Genomic DNA, 15,682 nt, shown 5'->3' on the forward strand with positions numbered 1-15,682 from the left:
TCGGAAATTCACTCCTCCCAGGGGAGGATCACGGCCTTGCCGCGGACGTGGCCGGACTCCACCAGGCGGTGGGCCTCGGCCGCGCGGGAGAGGGGGAAGGAGGCGGAGACGGTGAGGCGCAGGCGGCCCTGCTCCCAGAGGGCGGTGAGCTCGGCGAGGCGGGCGGCGGAGCGGGGGCCGTAGAGCCAGCGGATGCCGAGGCCCTCGGCGGCCGGGTCGGCGATGGTGCCGATCCGGGAGCGGTCGGCGACCAGTTCGAGGGACGGTTCCAGGGCGCCGCGCCCGGCTGCGTCGAAGGCCGCGTCCACCCCGTCGGGGGCGAGCGCGCGGACCCGGTCGGCCAGGCCCTCGCCGTAGGTGACCGGGGTCGCGCCGAGGGAGCGGAGGTAGTCGTGGTTGGCCTCGCTGGCGGTGCCGATCACCGTGGCGCCCCAGGCCCGGGCCAGCTGGACGGCGACCGTGCCGACCCCGCCGGCCGCGGCGTGGACCAGGACGGTGTCACCCGCCGAGACCCCGAGCCCGGACAGCGCCACGTGCGCGGTCTGGCCGGAGGCGGAGAGCGATCCGGCCTCGGCCCAGCCCATCCCGGCGGGCTTGGCCACCAGCTGGTCGGCCGGTGCCGCCACGTACCGGGCGTGGGCGCCCAGCAGCCGGAAGCCCAGCACCTCGTCGCCGGGTGCCCAGCCCGAGACGCCCTCGCCGAGGGAGACGACGACCCCCGCGAACTCGTTGCCCGGCGTGGCCGGGTACTCCACCGTCACGCCGCGCGGCGCCCAGCCGGAGCGGATCGCGGTGTCGGCCGGCTGGATGCCGGCGGCCATCACCCGCACCAGCACCTCGCCCGGCCCGGGCTCCGGCACCGGCAGCTCGGTCACTTCCAGCACCTCGGGCCCACCGGGCTCCCGGAACAGCGTCGCCAGCATCTGCCTGTCTCCCCTTCGGTCGGACGGATCGTCACCACTCTCGAAGATGAAGCGCGCTTGAAGTCAAGGCCCGGCCGGAGCGCGCCGCGCGCGTCTGTCGCACTGTCAGATTTATGCTGATCGGCGACCCGTCGCCCACCGAGAGGACGCCGACCCCCGTGGGACAGCTCAGCCTGCTCTTCCTGGTGCTGCTCGCCTCGGTGGTGACCATCCCGGTCGCCCGGATCACCCGGGTGCCGCAGCCGGTGCTGATGACCGCCATCGGCCTGGTGCTCGCCCTGGTGCCGCAGGTCCCGGACATCGAGGTCAACCCCGAACTGATCCTCCCGCTGGTGCTGCCGCCGCTGATCTTCGCCGTCGCCCGGCGCTCCTCGGTCCGGTACTTCAAGGCCAACGCCCGCTCCATCCTGCTGCTCGCGGTCGGCCTGGTGGTGGTCACCACCACGGTGGTCGCCGGCACCTTCCACTGGCTGCTGCCCGCCCTCCCGGTGGCCGCCGCCATCGCGCTCGGCGCGCTGGTCTCCCCGCCCGACCCGGTGGCCGCGGTCGCGGTGGCCGGCAGCGTCGGGCTGCCCCGGCGGCTGGTCGCGGTGCTGGAGAGCGAGGGCCTGTTCAACGACGTCACCGCGATCGTCATCTACTCGCTGGCGATCGAGGCGGTCACCGAGGGGCACCTGTCCGCGGAGGGGATCGCCCTGCGGTTCGTGCTCTCGGCCGTGGTCGCGGTGGTGGTCGGCGCGGGCCTCGGCTGGCTCAACGCCAGGCTGGCCGGAATGCTCGACGACCCCACCCAGCAGGTCGCGCTCAACCTGCTGGTGCCGTTCGCCGCCTACGTGCTGGCAGAGGAGCTGCACGGCTCCGGCGTGCTCTCCGTGGTGGTCTGCGCCCTCTACCTGGCCGACCGCGCCCAGGACGCCGACGACGTGGCGTACCGGCTGGTCGGCAACGCCTTCTGGCAGATCGTCGAGATCCTGGTCACCGGTGTGGCCTTCGGCCTGATCGGCCTGGAGCTGGCCCCGCTGCTGGACGAGGTCGGCGGCGCCTGGCGTGGCATGCTCGGCGACGCCGCCTGGGTGATCGCCGCCGTGGTGCTGGTCCGGCTGGCCTGGCTGCTGCCCGCCGCCTGGATCTCCAAGCGGGTCAGCAACGCCGACGAGGACACCCCGGTCAGCGTCGGCGAGACGGTGGTGCTCTGGTGGTCCGGGATGCGCGGGGTGGCCACCGTGGCCCTCGCGCTCGCCATCCCGCGCGACTTCCCCGGGCGCAACGAGATCGTCATCTGCGCCTTCGCGGTGGTCCTCTTCACCCTGCTGGTCCAGGGTCTGACGCTCCCTCTGGTGGTCAAGGTGCTCGGCCTCGGCGGCGGCACCGACGAGCACGAGGAGGCGGTCAAGCACATGTGGTGGCGGGCCGCCAAGGCCGGCCTGGTCCGGCTCGGGGAGCTGGAGGAGGAGCGCGACCTCCAGCCCGAGGTGGTCGAGGTCCTCAGGGAGCGCCAGCACGACCGGCTGGCCCGGCTCTGCCCCGAGCGCTACGCCGAGGAGGAGGCGGTCGAGGCCCGCGAGCGCTGGGAGCAGCTGCGCTCCGCCGCCGACCTCGAACAGGAGATGATCGCCGCCTCCCGCCGCGAGGTCCTGGTCGCCCGCGGCGAGCCGGGAGGCGATCCGGAGATCGCCGACCAGGTGATGCGCCGTCTGGACCTGCGCTCCCGGCGGAAGTAGGTGCACGGGAGGAGGTGGCGGAGTACGCCCGGTGGCCAGTGGCGCGTCACCTGACGGACCGTCGCGCGAAGTAGGCTGACCCGGGCAGGCCGTCAACGGAGTCGGCGCACCACAGAGCTACCGCCGGACCTCGCGCCACCCTCTCGCAGGGACCTGCCGGTAACCGAAATCCGGATACTCAAGGAGCAAAGCGATGACGGCGCAGAACCGCACCCCCCTGGACCGGCTGCCGCAGTGGACGGCGCTGGCCAAGCACCGGGAGGAGTTCGGTCAGACGCACCTGCGCGAGCTGTTCGCCGCCGACCCGGAGCGCGGCTCGGGCTACACCCTGGCCGTCGGCGACCTGCTGGTGGACTACTCGAAGCAGCTGGTGAACGACCGGACCCTGGAGCTGCTGCGGGAGCTGGCCGCGGCCACCGGCGTGGCCGAGCTGCGCGACGCGATGTTCCGCGGCGAGAAGATCAACACCACCGAGGACCGGGCCGTCCTGCACACCGCGCTGCGGGCCCCGCGCGGCGCGGAGGTCCTGGTCGACGGCGAGAACGTGGTCCCGGCCGTGCACGCGGTGCTCGACAAGATGGCCGCCTTCTCCGACAAGGTCCGCTCCGGGGAGTGGACCGGCCACACCGGCAAGCGGATCAGGAACGTGGTCAACGTCGGCATCGGCGGCTCCGACCTCGGCCCGGCGATGGCGTACGAGGTGCTCCGCCCGTTCACCCAGCGCGACCTGACGGTCCGTTTCGTCTCCAACGTGGACGGCGCGGACCTGCACGAGGCGGTCCGCGACCTGGACGCCGCCGAGACCCTCTTCATCGTGGCCTCCAAGACCTTCACCACGATCGAGACCGTCACCAACGCCACCTCCGCCCGCGGCTGGCTGCTGGAGCAGCTCGGCGCCGGCCAGGAGGCCGTGGCCAAGCACTTCGTGGCGCTCTCCACCAACGCCGCCGGCGTCGCCGACTTCGGCATCGACGTGGAGAACATGTTCGAGTTCTGGGACTGGGTCGGCGGCCGCTACTCCTACGACTCGGCCATCGGCCTCTCGCTGATGATCGCCATCGGCCCGGAGAACTTCCGGCAGATGCTGGACGGCTTCCACCTGGTCGACGAGCACTTCCGCACCGCGCCCGCGGCCGAGAACGTCCCGCTGCTGCTCGGCCTGCTGGGCGTCTGGTACGGCGCGTTCTTCGACGCCCAGGCGCACGCGGTGCTGCCCTACTCGCACTACCTCTCCCGCTTCACCGCCTACCTCCAGCAGCTCGACATGGAGTCCAACGGCAAGTCGGTGGACCGCGAGGGCAACCCGGTGAACTGGCAGACCGGCCCGGTGGTCTGGGGCACCCCCGGCACCAACGGCCAGCACGCCTACTACCAGCTGCTGCACCAGGGCACCAAGGTGATCCCGGCCGACTTCATCGGCTTCGCCCGCCCGGTCGCCGAGCTGGATGCCGCGACGGCCGCCCAGCACGACCTGCTGATGGCCAACTTCTTCGCCCAGACCCAGGCGCTGGCCTTCGGCAAGACCCCGGAGGAGGTCGCCGCGGAGGGCGTCCCCGCCGAGCTGGTGCCGCACAAGACCTTCCGGGGCAACCACCCGACCACCACCCTCCTGGCCGGCGAGCTGACCCCCTCGGTGCTCGGCCAGCTGGTCGCGCTGTACGAGCACAAGGTGTTCGTCCAGGGCGCGGTGTGGAACATCGACTCCTTCGACCAGTGGGGCGTCGAGCTCGGCAAGGTGCTCGCCAAGAAGATCGAGCCGGTCCTGCTGACCGGCGAGGGCACCGACCAGCTGGACAGCTCCACCGCCGCCCTGGTCACCAAGTACCGCACCCTGCGCGGCCGCTGACGCTCGCCCGGGCAGCGCCCCGAGGGCCGAAGGCCCCAGGGGCGCGAGGAACTGCGCGGGCTGGAAAGGCAGCACCTGCAACTGGCCGACGGTGGGTCAGTCGCAGGTGAGCCGCCTTCCGGTTCGCGCAGTTCCCCGCGCCCCCGGGATCACCATCCGGTGCGGGCAACGCAAGAAGGCCTCCCATCCGGAGATGGAAGGCCTTCTGCTGTCTGTGCGCCGCCAGGGACTCGAACCCCGGACCCGCTGATTAAGAGTCAGCTGCTCTAACCAACTGAGCTAGCGGCGCCTGCTGACGTGGAAGACTTTAGCAGCGTGTTCGGGCGGAACCAAAATCCAATTCACCCCCGCGACGCCCGGACGCAGGCCCAGAGCACGGTGGCCGCCCCCGGCAGCCACGGCTCCCGGGAGTCCGGCGCCACGATCCACCGGCCCGACCCCTGTCCGGGTGAGGCCGGGGCGTCCAGCATCCGCTGGATCGGCGGCACCGTCACCGCGTCCCCCAGGCCGTGGCAGAGCAGCGGCGGCACCTCGCGGGCCCACTCCTCCCAGGCCAGCAGGGTGCGCAGCCGGGCCGCGGCGCCCGGCTGCACGAACAGCAGGGTCCGGCCCCGGTACGAGGCCACCGGGCCGCAGCCCGGCCCGGAGGCCCAGAGTTCGTCCAGCACGGCCCGCCCGAACAGGGCCGGCATGCTGATCACGTCGAAGGCGCGGCCGCAGGGCAGCACCGTCGGGGCCCAGGGGCGGGACTCCCACAGGGCACGCATGCTGCGCGGGTACTCGCTCGCCGTGGCCAGCCAGGCCTCGCCGGCGGCCGTGACGTACTCCACGGATTGATACGTCCAGATGTCCACGCACAGCAGGGTGGCGCGGGGCGGGCGCCGCACGCAGGGAAAGCGGCGTTCGCCGGACAGCGGGTGGGGTGGGGGCGTACCCTTCCCGGCCGCATATGCCAATGGCCTGCCGGCCGGCTGCGCCCCCGCCTGCCCCCGCTCGGCTCAGTGCTCGCCGGAGGCCCGGCGGCGGAGCAGCGAACCGCCGTACTCGACCATCTTGGCCGCGTAGTCCGGGGTCCAGTCGGCCCGGTCCGCGATCTCGGCGGGGGAGAGCGCGTCGAAGCGGCGGGTGTCCGCCAGCTGGGCCGCGGCGATGGCCTGGAAGTCGGCGGCCCGCTCGGCGGCGGCCCGGAACGCCAGCGTCAACTCCGTGGAGCGGCGCAGCAGTTCGGCCGGGTCGGCGATGGACTCCAGGTCGAAGAACCGTTCCGCCTCGGGCTCGTCGGCCTGCGGCTCGAAGAGCAGCTGGGCCGGGCGCAGCCGGCGGGCGGGCGCGGGCACGGCTGACGGGGCGTCCGGTGCGACGAGGTCGGCAGCGTCGGGGCGGGAAGCACCGGCGTCGGGCATGGTGGGACACCTCCGGGGTGTGGTGGGTGGCTGCCGTCCCATTGTCGCGCGGGGACGGCCGGTAACGGAACGGTGCGCGTGCGGTCGCTATTCCCCTCCCGTGCGCCCCCTTGGTGCTGCCTCCGCCGGTGTTCGTGCCGCGTCCGCCGTGCTCAGCGCAGCCGGACCCGGTGCTCGCCCAGCAGGGCCAGCACCGCGTGGTTGGCCTCCCAGCCGTCCGGAAACTTCATCGTGACGCCCAGCTGCACCGGCTCGGTGGACGGGTGCTCGTCCAGAAGCTCCGGGATGCCGGCCCGGGCCACCACGATGCAGGCGTGCCGGTGCCGCGAGGCGAGCACGCAGAGCCGGCCCGTCTCCAGGTGGAAGGCGGTGGCGTCCGGGCGGCCGGAGAGCGGGTGCAGCACCACCGTGACGTCGTACTCCCGGCCCTGCAGCCGGTTGGCGGTGTCCACGGTGACGGCCGGGCCGGCCGTGTGGTCCACCGGCACGCCGAGCTTCACCAGGGCGGCCCGCACCGCCGCCGCCTGGTCCCGGTGCGCGGTGCCGACCGCGATCCGGTCGGGGGTGAGCGGGGCCGAACCCTGCTCCGAGTGCGCCGTCAGGCCCCTGGCCAGCAGGCGCTGCACCACCGCGGCGGTGGCCTGCACCGCCTGCGGGTCGGTCCGCACGGTGTGCCGGGCGGGCAGCTCCAGCAGCGCCCAGCCGTGCTCCGCCGCCTCGTCCACGGCCGCGTCCAGTGCCGAGCCGTCCCCGGCGGTGGCGGCGGTCAGCCGCCGGTCGTCCGGGCCGGTGCCCGAGCGGAACGGGGTGTACGGGTAGAACGCCTGCGAGATCAGCGGAGCCGCCGAGTACGGCAGCCGCCAGGAGACCGGCAGCCGGTGCGGGCGGATCGCCGGGTTGTGCGCCAGCAGGGTGACCACCGCACTGCTCGACGGGTCGTACGACAGGCCGGCCCACTGGTCGGTGCCGACCACCGTGAACGGGTCCAGCTGGCCCGGGTCACCGACGAACAGCGCCCGCTCGAACAGCCCGGCGACGGCCAGCAGTGCGTCCGAGCGCATCTGGTACGCCTCGTCCACGATCGCGTGCCGCCAGGGCTGCTCGGCCTTCACCCACTGCCACTTGGCGGCGGTGGAGATGACCACGTCCTGCTCCAGCAGCTCCGCCACCTTGGAGGAGGCCGTCACGTTCGCCAGCGCGGCCAGCTCCGGGCCCGGCTTGGCGTCGCTCGCGTGCAGCCGGCCGATCGTCAGCTCCGGACCCTTCTCGGCCAACCGGCCGACCAGGTCGTCCACCTGACCGTTCGTCTGGGCCACGATCATCAGGCGCTCGCCGCCGGCGACCAGCTCCTTGGCGGCCCGCACCACGAGCGTCGACTTCCCCGCGCCGGGCGGGGAGTCGACCACCACGCCCCGCGGTCCCCCGGGGGCGGGGCTGACGGTGGCGGCCAGGATCGCGGCCACGGCGGAGTCGGCGGCGGCGCCCGGGTTCGCCACCTCGGGGGCCTCAGGAGCCGCGGGGGCCTCCGGGGCCGGAGGGTCGATGGTCATGCCGGTGGTCATTCCCACTCTTCGCTTGCGGTAGGCGAGGGATCGGTGCTGCCGCCGGGCGGGCCGCCGTGCGTCCACGGCGTGTCCTCCGGCTCGGGGAGCGGGGCGGACTGACGGGCGGTCAGCTCGAAGAGCGTGAAGGTGACCTGCTCGCCGGGCTCGGGCAGGCTGCCCGGCTCGGGCTCCTTCTTGCGGCCCATGCCGTTCAGCACCCGGACGGTGACGGTGCCCCCGGCCGCCACCACGATCTCCGCCTTCTGGGCCGAGGGCCCGTTCGCCCGGTGCACCTCGCGGCCCGCGTCGGCGTGCGGGCGGTCGGCGGTGCGCAGCACCAGCAGCGGGCGGGGCTTGGGGGAGCGGCCGGTGGTGTCGTACTCCGGCACCACCTCCACCACCTCGCCGCTGAACGCCTCGCCCGAGAGCCGGTGCCCGGCCATCGCCAGCGGGTCGTCCAGTGCCTCCTGCACGTCCACCTTGGCCTGCTCGCGCTCGCGCTGGGCCAGCTTGCGCGCGGCGGTCACGGCGTCGTCCTGCTTCGGCTGCGGCGGCTCGCCGGCCGCCAGCCTGTCCCGGTGGTTGGTGAAGGACCAGCGGTCGCCCTCCCAGCGGTCGGCCAGGTGGGCGGCGGGCGGCAGCTCGCGCAGCAGGTCCAGGCCGCGCCAGACGTCGTGCCAGGTGGGGAGGGTGGCCCCGAGCAGCACCGCGCGCAGCTCCTCGGCGGCGCGCTTCACCGCCGACCGCGCCTGGGGGTCGCCCCGGTGGGCCAGCGCGGTGAGCGCCTGGTCGTGCCGGGTGATCGCCGGAGCGAGCACCTTGGCGTCGAAGACCGGATCGGTGGCCGGCCCGGCCGGCGGGTGCACCGGCACGCCCCGGGCGTCCCGCTCGGTCTCCACCCGCTCGGCCAGCTCGGCGCCGGACGTCCCGGCCGGCGGCCGGTGCCAGGCCAGCCGGGCGCCGAGGTGCTGGTCCTCCAGCAGGCTCTGGCCGGTCGCCCAGTGCCGGGCCAGCAGCTGGGTCACCGACAGCAGCAGGGAGGAGCCGGGCACCTGGGCCCGCTCGGTGAAGTGCGTCAGCCAGCGGCCCAGCAGCGGCACCTGGGTCGGCGCCGGGTACGGCCCCGGGTCGGGGTCGGAGGCCGTCCGGCGGAACCGGGTGGAGCGGCCGATCAGCGCCAGGTGCTGCACCGCGCCCGCGTTCGGAACGATCAACTGCGGAGCGTCGGCGCAGAGTTCACGGAAGGTCTGGGTCTTCTCGCCGGTCTCCGGATCCTTCTCGGACCGCTCGACCAGCTCCACCTCGCCGGCGTAGGACTCCAGGTACGGCAGCAGCTCGGCGGCGAACTCGGCCAGAAAGCCGAAGCGCATGTCCCGGTTGAGCGGCTGCGGCACCAGCAGCAGCCGGGGGTGCTCCCGGTCGGTGCCCAGCAGCACCGCCAGCGGGGCCCCCGCCTCGCCGGCGGCGGCCAGCGGCACCAGCACCATCGGACGCTCCGACAGGTGCCGGTGCCGGACGGTGGCGAGCGGCTCGGCGTGCCCGCTGCGGACGGCCTCCAGCCGGGCCAGCGTGTCCAGCAGGCTCACCGGGCCGCCTCCCGGGTGCCGGTACCGGTCGCACCGGCCGCGCCCGCGGAGCCTGCCGCGCACAGCGCCTCGGTGCGGAGTGCGGCGGCGTGGGCCAGCCGCACGGCCGCCTCGTCGGTGCCGTCCGGGCTGCCCTTCTCGGCGGCGGCCAGCGCCTCCTCCACCGTCCGCAGGGTGCCCAACTCGCCCCGTACGCCCCGGCCGAGCTGCTCCACCGCACCCGAGGTGCGGGCCTGTGACCGGCAGAGGAAGCCCAACTCGCAGGCGGCCAGGCAGTCCGGGCCGTAGCTGGCCGGCACCGCCTCCACCGCGCTGCCCAACTCGGCCACCGGCCTGGTCGGCACCCCCGCCTGGTCCGGCGCCAGGTCGAAGCTGGTGCCGGACGGCAGGGCCTCCAGCAGCTCCTCGATCCTGGTCAGCCGGGCCAGCTGACGCCTGGTCACCGAGAGCTCGCGGCGGACGTCCACGCTGCTCGCGGTCGGCCGGTTGGAGAAGTCCTTCGGGCAGACCAGCAGCACGCTCAGCTCGGGCGAGCCGGGCAACTGCTGCTGTCCGTACGGCGACTGGTCCACCGTCACGCCCGCCAGCTCGGCGGCGGCCTGCTGGAGCGCCAGCACGTACACCGCCGCCTGCCGGGCGGCCGCGCCGACCTTGGCGGGATCGGCGGAGCCGTCGATCACCGGGAAGGACTTGATCTCCACCACCGTGCAGCGGCCGCCGTGCACCAGCACCGCGTCCGGCTCCAGGTAGGCGGGGGTGCCAGCCACCGTGAGGCGGAGCATCGGGTGGTCCAGCAGCGTCCAGCCGTCGAGGTCGGCCGCCGCCTCGGCCAGCACCTGGCGGGTCCGGTCCGCCCGGGTGGCCGGGGCGGAGCGCGGCAGCAGGTCGGGGACCGTCAGGGGGCTTCCCTCGGGCGGGAGTCCGAGCCTGGCCCGGAGCGGGGCCAGCAGGGCGGCGTAGCTGTCGTCCTTGAGACGGGCCTCGAAGACGTTCCCCCGGGTGATCGCGAACGGCGACTGCCCGAACGGCGCGGGCCGCCCCAGTCGCTCCGCCACCGCGCGCTTGTCCACCCCGGCCGCATCGAGCACCGCCCGCCGCCGGCACCCCGGATTGGCCGCGAGGGCGGCCAGCGCCCGGGCGTCGAGGCTGCGCTGCGGCGCCGGGCCGCGCAGTTCGCGGAGCCGCCGCGCGACCGGCTCCGCCTGCCCTTGGATCGAGACGTTCATGGTGCGGCCCAGTCTCGCACCCACCACCGACACTTCGGGTCAGGACGGCCCGACCCGGGACGCTCCGGGCGACCCGGGCGCGGCCGGCGGCCCCTGGTCGGTGGTGATGCCCGTGGCGACCGCGAGGACGGCGAGGCGGATGCGGTTGTCCCGGCCGGTCTTCGCCATCAGGTTCGCGACGTGCGTCTTGACCGTGGTGACGCCCAGGTGCAGGCGGTCGGCGATCTCCCGGTTGGACAGCCCTCCGCCGACCAGGCCGAGCACCTCCCGCTCGCGCGGGGTGATGTCGGGCACCGCCGGGCGGTCGGAGCCGGAGCCGGAGCCGGGGTCGGGAGCCTTGGCGGCCCGGGCGTCGACGGCGTGGCCGACCAGCCGGTCGAGAGCGGCCCGGCTGAACGGGGCCTCGCCGTCCGCGGCCCGGCGCACGGCGTCGACCAGGTCGGCCGGTGGGGTGTCCTTCACCAGGAAGCCGCAGGCCCCGGCGGCGAGCGCCGGGTAGAGGTGGTCGTCGTCGTCGAAGGTGGTGAGCGCGACGACGCGGGTGGCGGGGCGGGCCGCCAGGATCCGGCGGGTCGCGGTGACGCCGTCCAGCACGGGCATCCGAAGGTCCATCAGGACCACCTCCGGACGGAGGCGTTGGGCCAGCCGCACCGCCTCCGCGCCGTTCTCCGCCTCGCCGACCACCTCGATGTCGGGAGCCTGCTCGAAGAGCATGCGCAGGCCCATCCTGACCAGCTGCTGGTCGTCGGCCACCAGGACGTGGATCACGGTGTCTGCTCCGGGAGTCGTACGGGTGCGGGAGAGGCGGGCAGTTCGGCGGTGAGCGACCAGCCCCGCGGGGTCGGGCCCGCCTCCAGGCGGCCGCCGAGCAGGTCGACGCGTTCGCGCATGCCGACCAGCCCGTGCCCGGACGTGCCTCTGGCCGGGGACGGGGCCGGGGCTGGGGCGGGTCGGCCGGGGTGGCCCGCGCCGTCGTCCCGGAGCGTCAGGTGCACGGTGTCGTCCTCGGCCATCCGGACGGTCAGCTCGGCCCGGGTGCCGCTGCCGGCGTGCCGGGCGGTGTTCGCGAGGCCCTCCTGGGCCAGGCGGAGCACGGCGAGGCCGCGGACCGCGTCGAGGTGCGCGAGGGCCGGGTCCACGACGGCGGTGACCGTCAGACCGGTGCGGCGGCCGCCCTCCAGGACGGACTCCAGAGCGTCCGGCAGTGCCCCGGGCGTGACCAGGGCGGAGGCCGCACCAGGGTCCGCGACGCCGTCCGGATCGCGCAGCACGGCCACCAGGCGGCGCAGGTCGGCGAGTGCCTCGCTGCCACTGGAGTGCAGGTCGTCGAAGACCTCGGTCACCCGCGGGTCGACGGTGGCGGCGGGGAGGACGTGCCGGGCGATGCCGACGCGCAGCACCATCGACGAGACGTGATGGGCCACCAGGTCGTGCAACTCGCGTGCGATGGCGGTGCGTTCGGCGGCGCGGGCGGCCAGCACCCGCTCTCCGGCGCCGGCCGCCTCCCGGGCCGCGTGCGCGCGGGCGTCGCGGGCGGCGTCGCGGGTGGTCCGCAGGTACGCGCCCAGGAGCAGCGGCAGCCCGGCCACGATGCCCATCTTGTAGAGCACGGAGGGGAGTTCGCCGGGGAGGTCGGCGAGGCGGTTCGCCGCGACGGCCAGGGCCAGCACCACCGAGCCGGCCACCGGACGGCGGCCGTGCTCCCGGACGGCCAGCTCGAAGACGGTGACGGCCGCGAGCACCTTCAACGCGGGGACGATGTCCGAGCCGAGCGCGTGCGCGGCGACGAGCAGGCCGGACAGCAGCAGCACCGCGCCGAACGTCCACCTGGCCGCGATCGCGCACAGGGCGGTCCCGGCCGCCGCGAGGGCCACGTCCCGGACACCGGAGGGCCGGTGCACCAGGAGGAGGTCACCGACCAGGACGCCGACCAGCGCCACCGTCCGCAGGGCGGCGAACCGTTGGTCGAACACCAGCTCCATGCCTGATCGGTTCACGCGCCTCACGATAGGCGGGTGTCCGCTCGCCCCGGGTCCTGCCGTGGGAGGAGGGCGCCTCCTCCCACGGGCCGCGAGGTCCGGCCCGTCGGCCGAGCCGGAGCCCCGGCCCGGACTGCGAGCGTGGTCGCCATGGAGACGAACGCGAACGGCGACACGAACGGGAACGACAACGTGGACGACTGCGCGAACGGCGGCCCGAAGGCGGCCGGGCCGGGGCGGCGGGCCCTGCTCGGTGGCGCGGCCGCCGTCGGCGCGGCGGGCGCCCTGCTCGGCGCGGGTGCCCGGACGGCGAGCGCCGCCCCGGCGGGGCGGCGGGGCGGGGAAGGACGGTTCCAGGGCAGGTCGGTGCTCATCACCGGCGGTACCTCGGGCATCGGCAGGGCCACCGCCCGGGCCTTCGCGGCGGCCGGCGCCCACGTCGGATTCTGCGGCAGGCGGGCCGAGTTGGGACGCCAGGTGGAGCGGGAGATCCGGGACGCGGGCGGCGAGGCCACGTACGTGCGGGCCGACGTGCGGGAGGCCGGGCAGGTGCAGGAGTTCGTGGACCGGATCGCGAGCCGGTACGGCGGGATCGACGTGGCGTTCAACAACGCGGGCATCGGCAGTGCCAAGGCGCCGCACGAGCTGAGCGTCGAGGAGTGGGAGGACGTCCAGGCCACCAACGCCAGGGGCGTCTTCCTCGCCGTCAAGTACGAGGTCCCGTACATGCTCACGGCCGGGCGCGGCGTCATCATCTGCACCTCCTCCTCGGCGGCCGAACAGGCCCGGCCGACCAGCGCCGCGTACACCGCGAGCAAGCGGGCCGTGCAGGGCATCGTGAAGGCCGCCGCGCTCGCCTACGGTCCCCGGGGCATCCGGGTCAACGCGCTCCTGCCGGGCACCACCGACACCCCCTTCGTCCGCCCGCCCGGCATCCCCGACGAGGCGTGGGCCGCGTACAAGCGGGCGTTCGGTCCGCTCAACATCGACGGACTGGAGCGGATGGCCGAGGCCGAGGAGATCGCGCGCGCCGTGCTCGGGCTCGCCTCCGACGACTTCCCCTACATGACGGGAGCCTCCGTCGCGGTGGACGGCGGCAGCACGGCCGGCCGGAAGATGGTCCAGCCGGGCCGGGCCTGAGCGGGTGGTGGAGGGCCCGGCGGCCGTGCCGGCTCCGGCGGTGGGGGATCATGGGGGTGTCGGCGACTCGATGGCGAGGCTGGCCGGTGCCCGTCTTGGCCGGGGAGGAACTGCCAACGAGTTGTGAGGAGCCGCTCATGCCCGCCCGTATCGTGCTCGTCCGCCACGGTGAGACCGCCTGGTCCGTCACCGGCCAGCACACCGGCCGCACCGACGTGCCGCTCACCGAGGAGGGCCGCGAGATGGCCCGTGCCCTCGGGGTCCGGCTGGCCGGCGCGCCGTGGCACGGCCTGCCGGAGGCGACCGTGTACACCAGCCCGCTCTCCCGGGCCCGGGAGACCTGTGAGCTGGCCGGTTTCGGCGCCCGCGCGGTGGACCGCGAGGAGTTGCTGGAGTGGGACTACGGCCAGTACGAGGGCCGGACCGGTCCGGACATCCGGGCCACCGACCAGCCCGGCTGGCTGATCTGGCGGGACGGCGTGCCCGGCGGCGAGGAGCTCTCCGAGGTGGCGGCCCGGGTGGACGCCTTCCTGGCCGGCCTGCACGAGGAGCACGGCACCCCGGAGCCGGACACCACCACCATGCACTGCGCCGACCACGACGTGGTGGTCTTCGCCCACGGGCACCTGCTGCGCATCCTGACGGCCCGTTGGCTGGGCCTGCCGCCCGAGTTCGCGCAGCGGTTCAAGCTGGGCACGGCCGCCCTCTCCGTCCTCTCCTGGGAGTACGGGGCCCCGGCGGTCGAACTCTGGAACGACCAGTCCCACCTCGGCAAGTAGCCGGACCCGACCCCGCCGCCGGGCTCAGGCGGCCTCGTGCGCGGCCAGGAAGGCCGCCACCTCCGGGACGGCACGGTGCGCCCGCAGCTGCCGCGCCGTCCCGGAGAGCATGGCCCGGATCCGGGCCGAACGGACCTCGCCCAGCAGCGCCGTCGCCTCGGAGGCGAGCACGGCGGCCCCGGCCAGGTCCCCGAGCCCGAGCCGGTCGTGGGCCAACTCGGCGGTGTAGAGCACCCGGTTGCGGACGAAGTGCGGCTCCTGGAGGTCAACCGCCTGGCGGGCCAGCACCCCGGCCCGGTCCCAGACCTCCAGGGCGGACCAGCACTGGGACTCCAGCCCGGCGATCTCGGCCTCGCCGAAGAAGGTCATCCACTCCGGGTCGGCCTCCGCCTCGCCCTGGTCGAAGAGCGTGTACGCCCGCCCGAGCGCCCGCTCGCACGCCCCCCGGTCGCGCAGCAGCGCCCATGCCCCGGCCTCCCGCATGGCGAGCAGCGAGAGCAACCGGGCGGAGTCGAGCCGGCGGGCGGCGGACTGCCCGGCCTGGGCGGCCCGCAGGGCCTCACGGGCCCGGCCGGTGTCCCGGGCCAGGAAGGCGCTGTTGCAGAAGACGTGCGCCTCCAGGGCCGGGTCGTTGGCCATCCGGGCGGTGGCCAGCGCCTCGGCGTAGAAGGAACGGGCCTCCACGGTGCGGTCCGAGTCGTGCGCCAGCCAGCCCACCGAGATGGCCAACTCGCCGGCGCCGGACTGGAGTCGGCGCTCGGTCGCGGCGCCGTAGTCACCGTCGTTGAGCAGCACGTAGGCACTGCGCAGGGACTGCCCGGCCAGCTCGAACAGGGTGTCGGCGCCGTGCACGTCGTCCAGCAAGCGGATGTCGCGGACGGCCTGTTCGACGCCGCGCACCTCGGCGGAGCCGACCCGGCGCGGGGGCGGCACGGTGTGCCCGGGGGCGGTGGAGCGGGGAGCGGCCATGGCGGGACGGTCCAGGCCGAGGGCGGCGGCCAGCGAGGTGGGGGCCACCACGGTGGCCGGTCCGCCGGTCAGGAAGGTTCGGCGACGCAAGTCGTCGTGCTCCTCGTCGGGAAGGTACGGGGCGTCGAGCGGCGGCAGCCCGCCGGGACGAAGCCTCGGACCCGGGACTGACGGCGGGTCGGCCGCGCGGCGGCGGACCGCCGTACGCGGGGTGAACCCGAGCTCGGCCGGCGAGCGGTCGGGCCACATGTGCCGGAACACCCGCTCGTACGCGTAGTTGGGACAGCGGATCTCGCCGGACTCCACCCGGCCGACGTAGCGCGCGTCGCAGGAGACGTGCTCGCCGATCTCCCGGGCGGCGCGTCGGATCGCGAGCGCGAACTCGCCGGGGGAGAGGTCACCCCGGAGCGCTCGCATGGCGGCGTTGGGGACGGGTGGTCTCGTGGCTGCCATGGTGCTGCGCTCCGAGTCGGGGGTCTCGATCCAGCGCAGAGAGTACCGACTGTCACGGACCGGACACGTCCGGTTGTGGGCTGATGTACGGTCAATTGCCCATAAAAGGGACA

General features: G+C 74.7%; 13 protein-coding genes and 1 tRNA gene. 4 read left to right on the forward strand and 10 right to left on the reverse strand.

Annotated features, from left to right (window positions below):
• Window positions 1-8: 8 nt before the first annotated feature.
• Complete coding sequence (locus ABD946_RS20940) at window positions 9-923, reverse strand: NADP-dependent oxidoreductase (protein WP_345285780.1); 915 nt, start codon at window positions 921-923, stop codon at window positions 9-11.
• Between the two features lie 158 nt (window positions 924-1,081).
• Between ABD946_RS20940 and ABD946_RS20945 the strand changes: the two genes are divergently transcribed.
• Complete coding sequence (locus ABD946_RS20945) at window positions 1,082-2,644, forward strand: Na+/H+ antiporter (protein WP_345285782.1); 1,563 nt, start codon at window positions 1,082-1,084, stop codon at window positions 2,642-2,644.
• Between the two features lie 193 nt (window positions 2,645-2,837).
• Window positions 2,838-4,490 (forward strand): glucose-6-phosphate isomerase, encoded by a 1,653-nt coding sequence (gene pgi / locus ABD946_RS20950; protein ID WP_345285783.1) that lies wholly within the window; start codon window positions 2,838-2,840, stop codon window positions 4,488-4,490.
• A gap of 215 nt (window positions 4,491-4,705) precedes the next feature.
• On the opposite strand, the gene ABD946_RS20955 is transcribed toward pgi, so the two are convergent.
• The 8 genes from ABD946_RS20955 to ABD946_RS20990 all read right to left on the reverse strand — a co-directional run bounded on the left by ABD946_RS20955 (window position 4,706) and on the right by ABD946_RS20990 (window position 12,246).
• Window positions 4,706-4,779 (reverse strand) — tRNA-Lys (locus ABD946_RS20955).
• 52 nt (window positions 4,780-4,831) lie between these two features.
• Window positions 4,832-5,344 (reverse strand): bifunctional DNA primase/polymerase, encoded by a 513-nt coding sequence (locus tag ABD946_RS20960; protein WP_345285786.1) that lies wholly within the window; start codon window positions 5,342-5,344, stop codon window positions 4,832-4,834.
• 144 nt (window positions 5,345-5,488) lie between these two features.
• Complete coding sequence (locus tag ABD946_RS20965) at window positions 5,489-5,893, reverse strand: hypothetical protein (RefSeq protein WP_345285788.1); 405 nt, start codon at window positions 5,891-5,893, stop codon at window positions 5,489-5,491.
• 152 nt (window positions 5,894-6,045) lie between these two features.
• Complete coding sequence (locus tag ABD946_RS20970) at window positions 6,046-7,443, reverse strand: AAA domain-containing protein (protein WP_345285824.1); 1,398 nt, start codon at window positions 7,441-7,443, stop codon at window positions 6,046-6,048.
• An 8-nt stretch (window positions 7,444-7,451) separates the two neighbouring features.
• A complete protein-coding gene (locus tag ABD946_RS20975; protein WP_345285790.1) occupies window positions 7,452-9,023 on the reverse strand; it encodes a hypothetical protein in 1,572 nt (523 codons plus the stop codon).
• The gene (locus tag ABD946_RS20980; RefSeq protein WP_345285792.1) at window positions 9,020-10,249 is read right to left on the reverse strand and encodes a hypothetical protein; all 1,230 of its coding nucleotides are present in this window, start codon (window positions 10,247-10,249) and stop codon (window positions 9,020-9,022) included. Before ABD946_RS20980 ends, ABD946_RS20975 begins: the two co-directional genes overlap by 4 nt.
• 39 nt (window positions 10,250-10,288) lie before the next feature.
• Window positions 10,289-11,017: a response regulator transcription factor gene (locus ABD946_RS20985; protein WP_345285794.1), complete on the reverse strand. Its 729-nt coding sequence runs from the start codon at window positions 11,015-11,017 to the stop codon at window positions 10,289-10,291.
• Window positions 11,014-12,246 carry a sensor histidine kinase gene (locus tag ABD946_RS20990; RefSeq protein WP_345285796.1) on the reverse strand — a complete coding sequence of 411 codons (1,233 nt, stop codon included), beginning with the start codon at window positions 12,244-12,246 and terminating at the stop codon, window positions 11,014-11,016. Before ABD946_RS20990 ends, ABD946_RS20985 begins: the two co-directional genes overlap by 4 nt.
• Window positions 12,247-12,378: 132 nt before the next feature.
• On the opposite strand from ABD946_RS20990, the gene ABD946_RS20995 reads away from it, so the two are divergent.
• Complete coding sequence (locus ABD946_RS20995; RefSeq protein WP_345285798.1) at window positions 12,379-13,368, forward strand: SDR family NAD(P)-dependent oxidoreductase; 990 nt, start codon at window positions 12,379-12,381, stop codon at window positions 13,366-13,368.
• 137 nt (window positions 13,369-13,505) lie between these two features.
• Entirely contained in the window at window positions 13,506-14,147 is a 642-nt protein-coding gene (locus ABD946_RS21000; RefSeq protein ID WP_345285800.1) for a histidine phosphatase family protein, read from the forward strand.
• Window positions 14,148-14,171: 24 nt separating this feature from the next.
• Here ABD946_RS21000 and ABD946_RS21005 read toward each other — a convergent pair whose 3' ends face one another.
• Window positions 14,172-15,569, reverse strand: coding sequence for an NsdA family TPR-like regulatory protein (locus ABD946_RS21005; protein ID WP_345285802.1), 1,398 nt, complete (start codon window positions 15,567-15,569; stop codon window positions 14,172-14,174).
• Window positions 15,570-15,682: the final 113 nt, after the last annotated feature.

It is taken from the genome of Kitasatospora albolonga, from assembly GCF_039535905.1.
GTDB classification, from domain to species: Bacteria; Actinomycetota; Actinomycetes; order Streptomycetales; family Streptomycetaceae; genus Kitasatospora; species Kitasatospora albolonga.

Coding starts and splice junctions, on each gene's coding strand:
- ABD946_RS20940 (WP_345285780.1), bottom strand. CDS start 923: ATGCTGGCGACGCTGTTCCGGGAGCCCGGTGGGCCCGAGGTGCTGGAA.
- pgi (WP_345285783.1), top strand. CDS start 2,838: ATGACGGCGCAGAACCGCACCCCCCTGGACCGGCTGCCGCAGTGGACG.
- ABD946_RS20965 (WP_345285788.1), bottom strand. CDS start 5,893: ATGCCCGACGCCGGTGCTTCCCGCCCCGACGCTGCCGACCTCGTCGCA.
- ABD946_RS20970 (WP_345285824.1), bottom strand. CDS start 7,443: ATGACCATCGACCCTCCGGCCCCGGAGGCCCCCGCGGCTCCTGAGGCC.
- ABD946_RS20980 (WP_345285792.1), bottom strand. CDS start 10,249: ATGAACGTCTCGATCCAAGGGCAGGCGGAGCCGGTCGCGCGGCGGCTC.
- ABD946_RS20995 (WP_345285798.1), top strand. CDS start 12,379: ATGGAGACGAACGCGAACGGCGACACGAACGGGAACGACAACGTGGAC.
- ABD946_RS21000 (WP_345285800.1), top strand. CDS start 13,506: ATGCCCGCCCGTATCGTGCTCGTCCGCCACGGTGAGACCGCCTGGTCC.
- ABD946_RS21005 (WP_345285802.1), bottom strand. CDS start 15,569: ATGGCAGCCACGAGACCACCCGTCCCCAACGCCGCCATGCGAGCGCTC.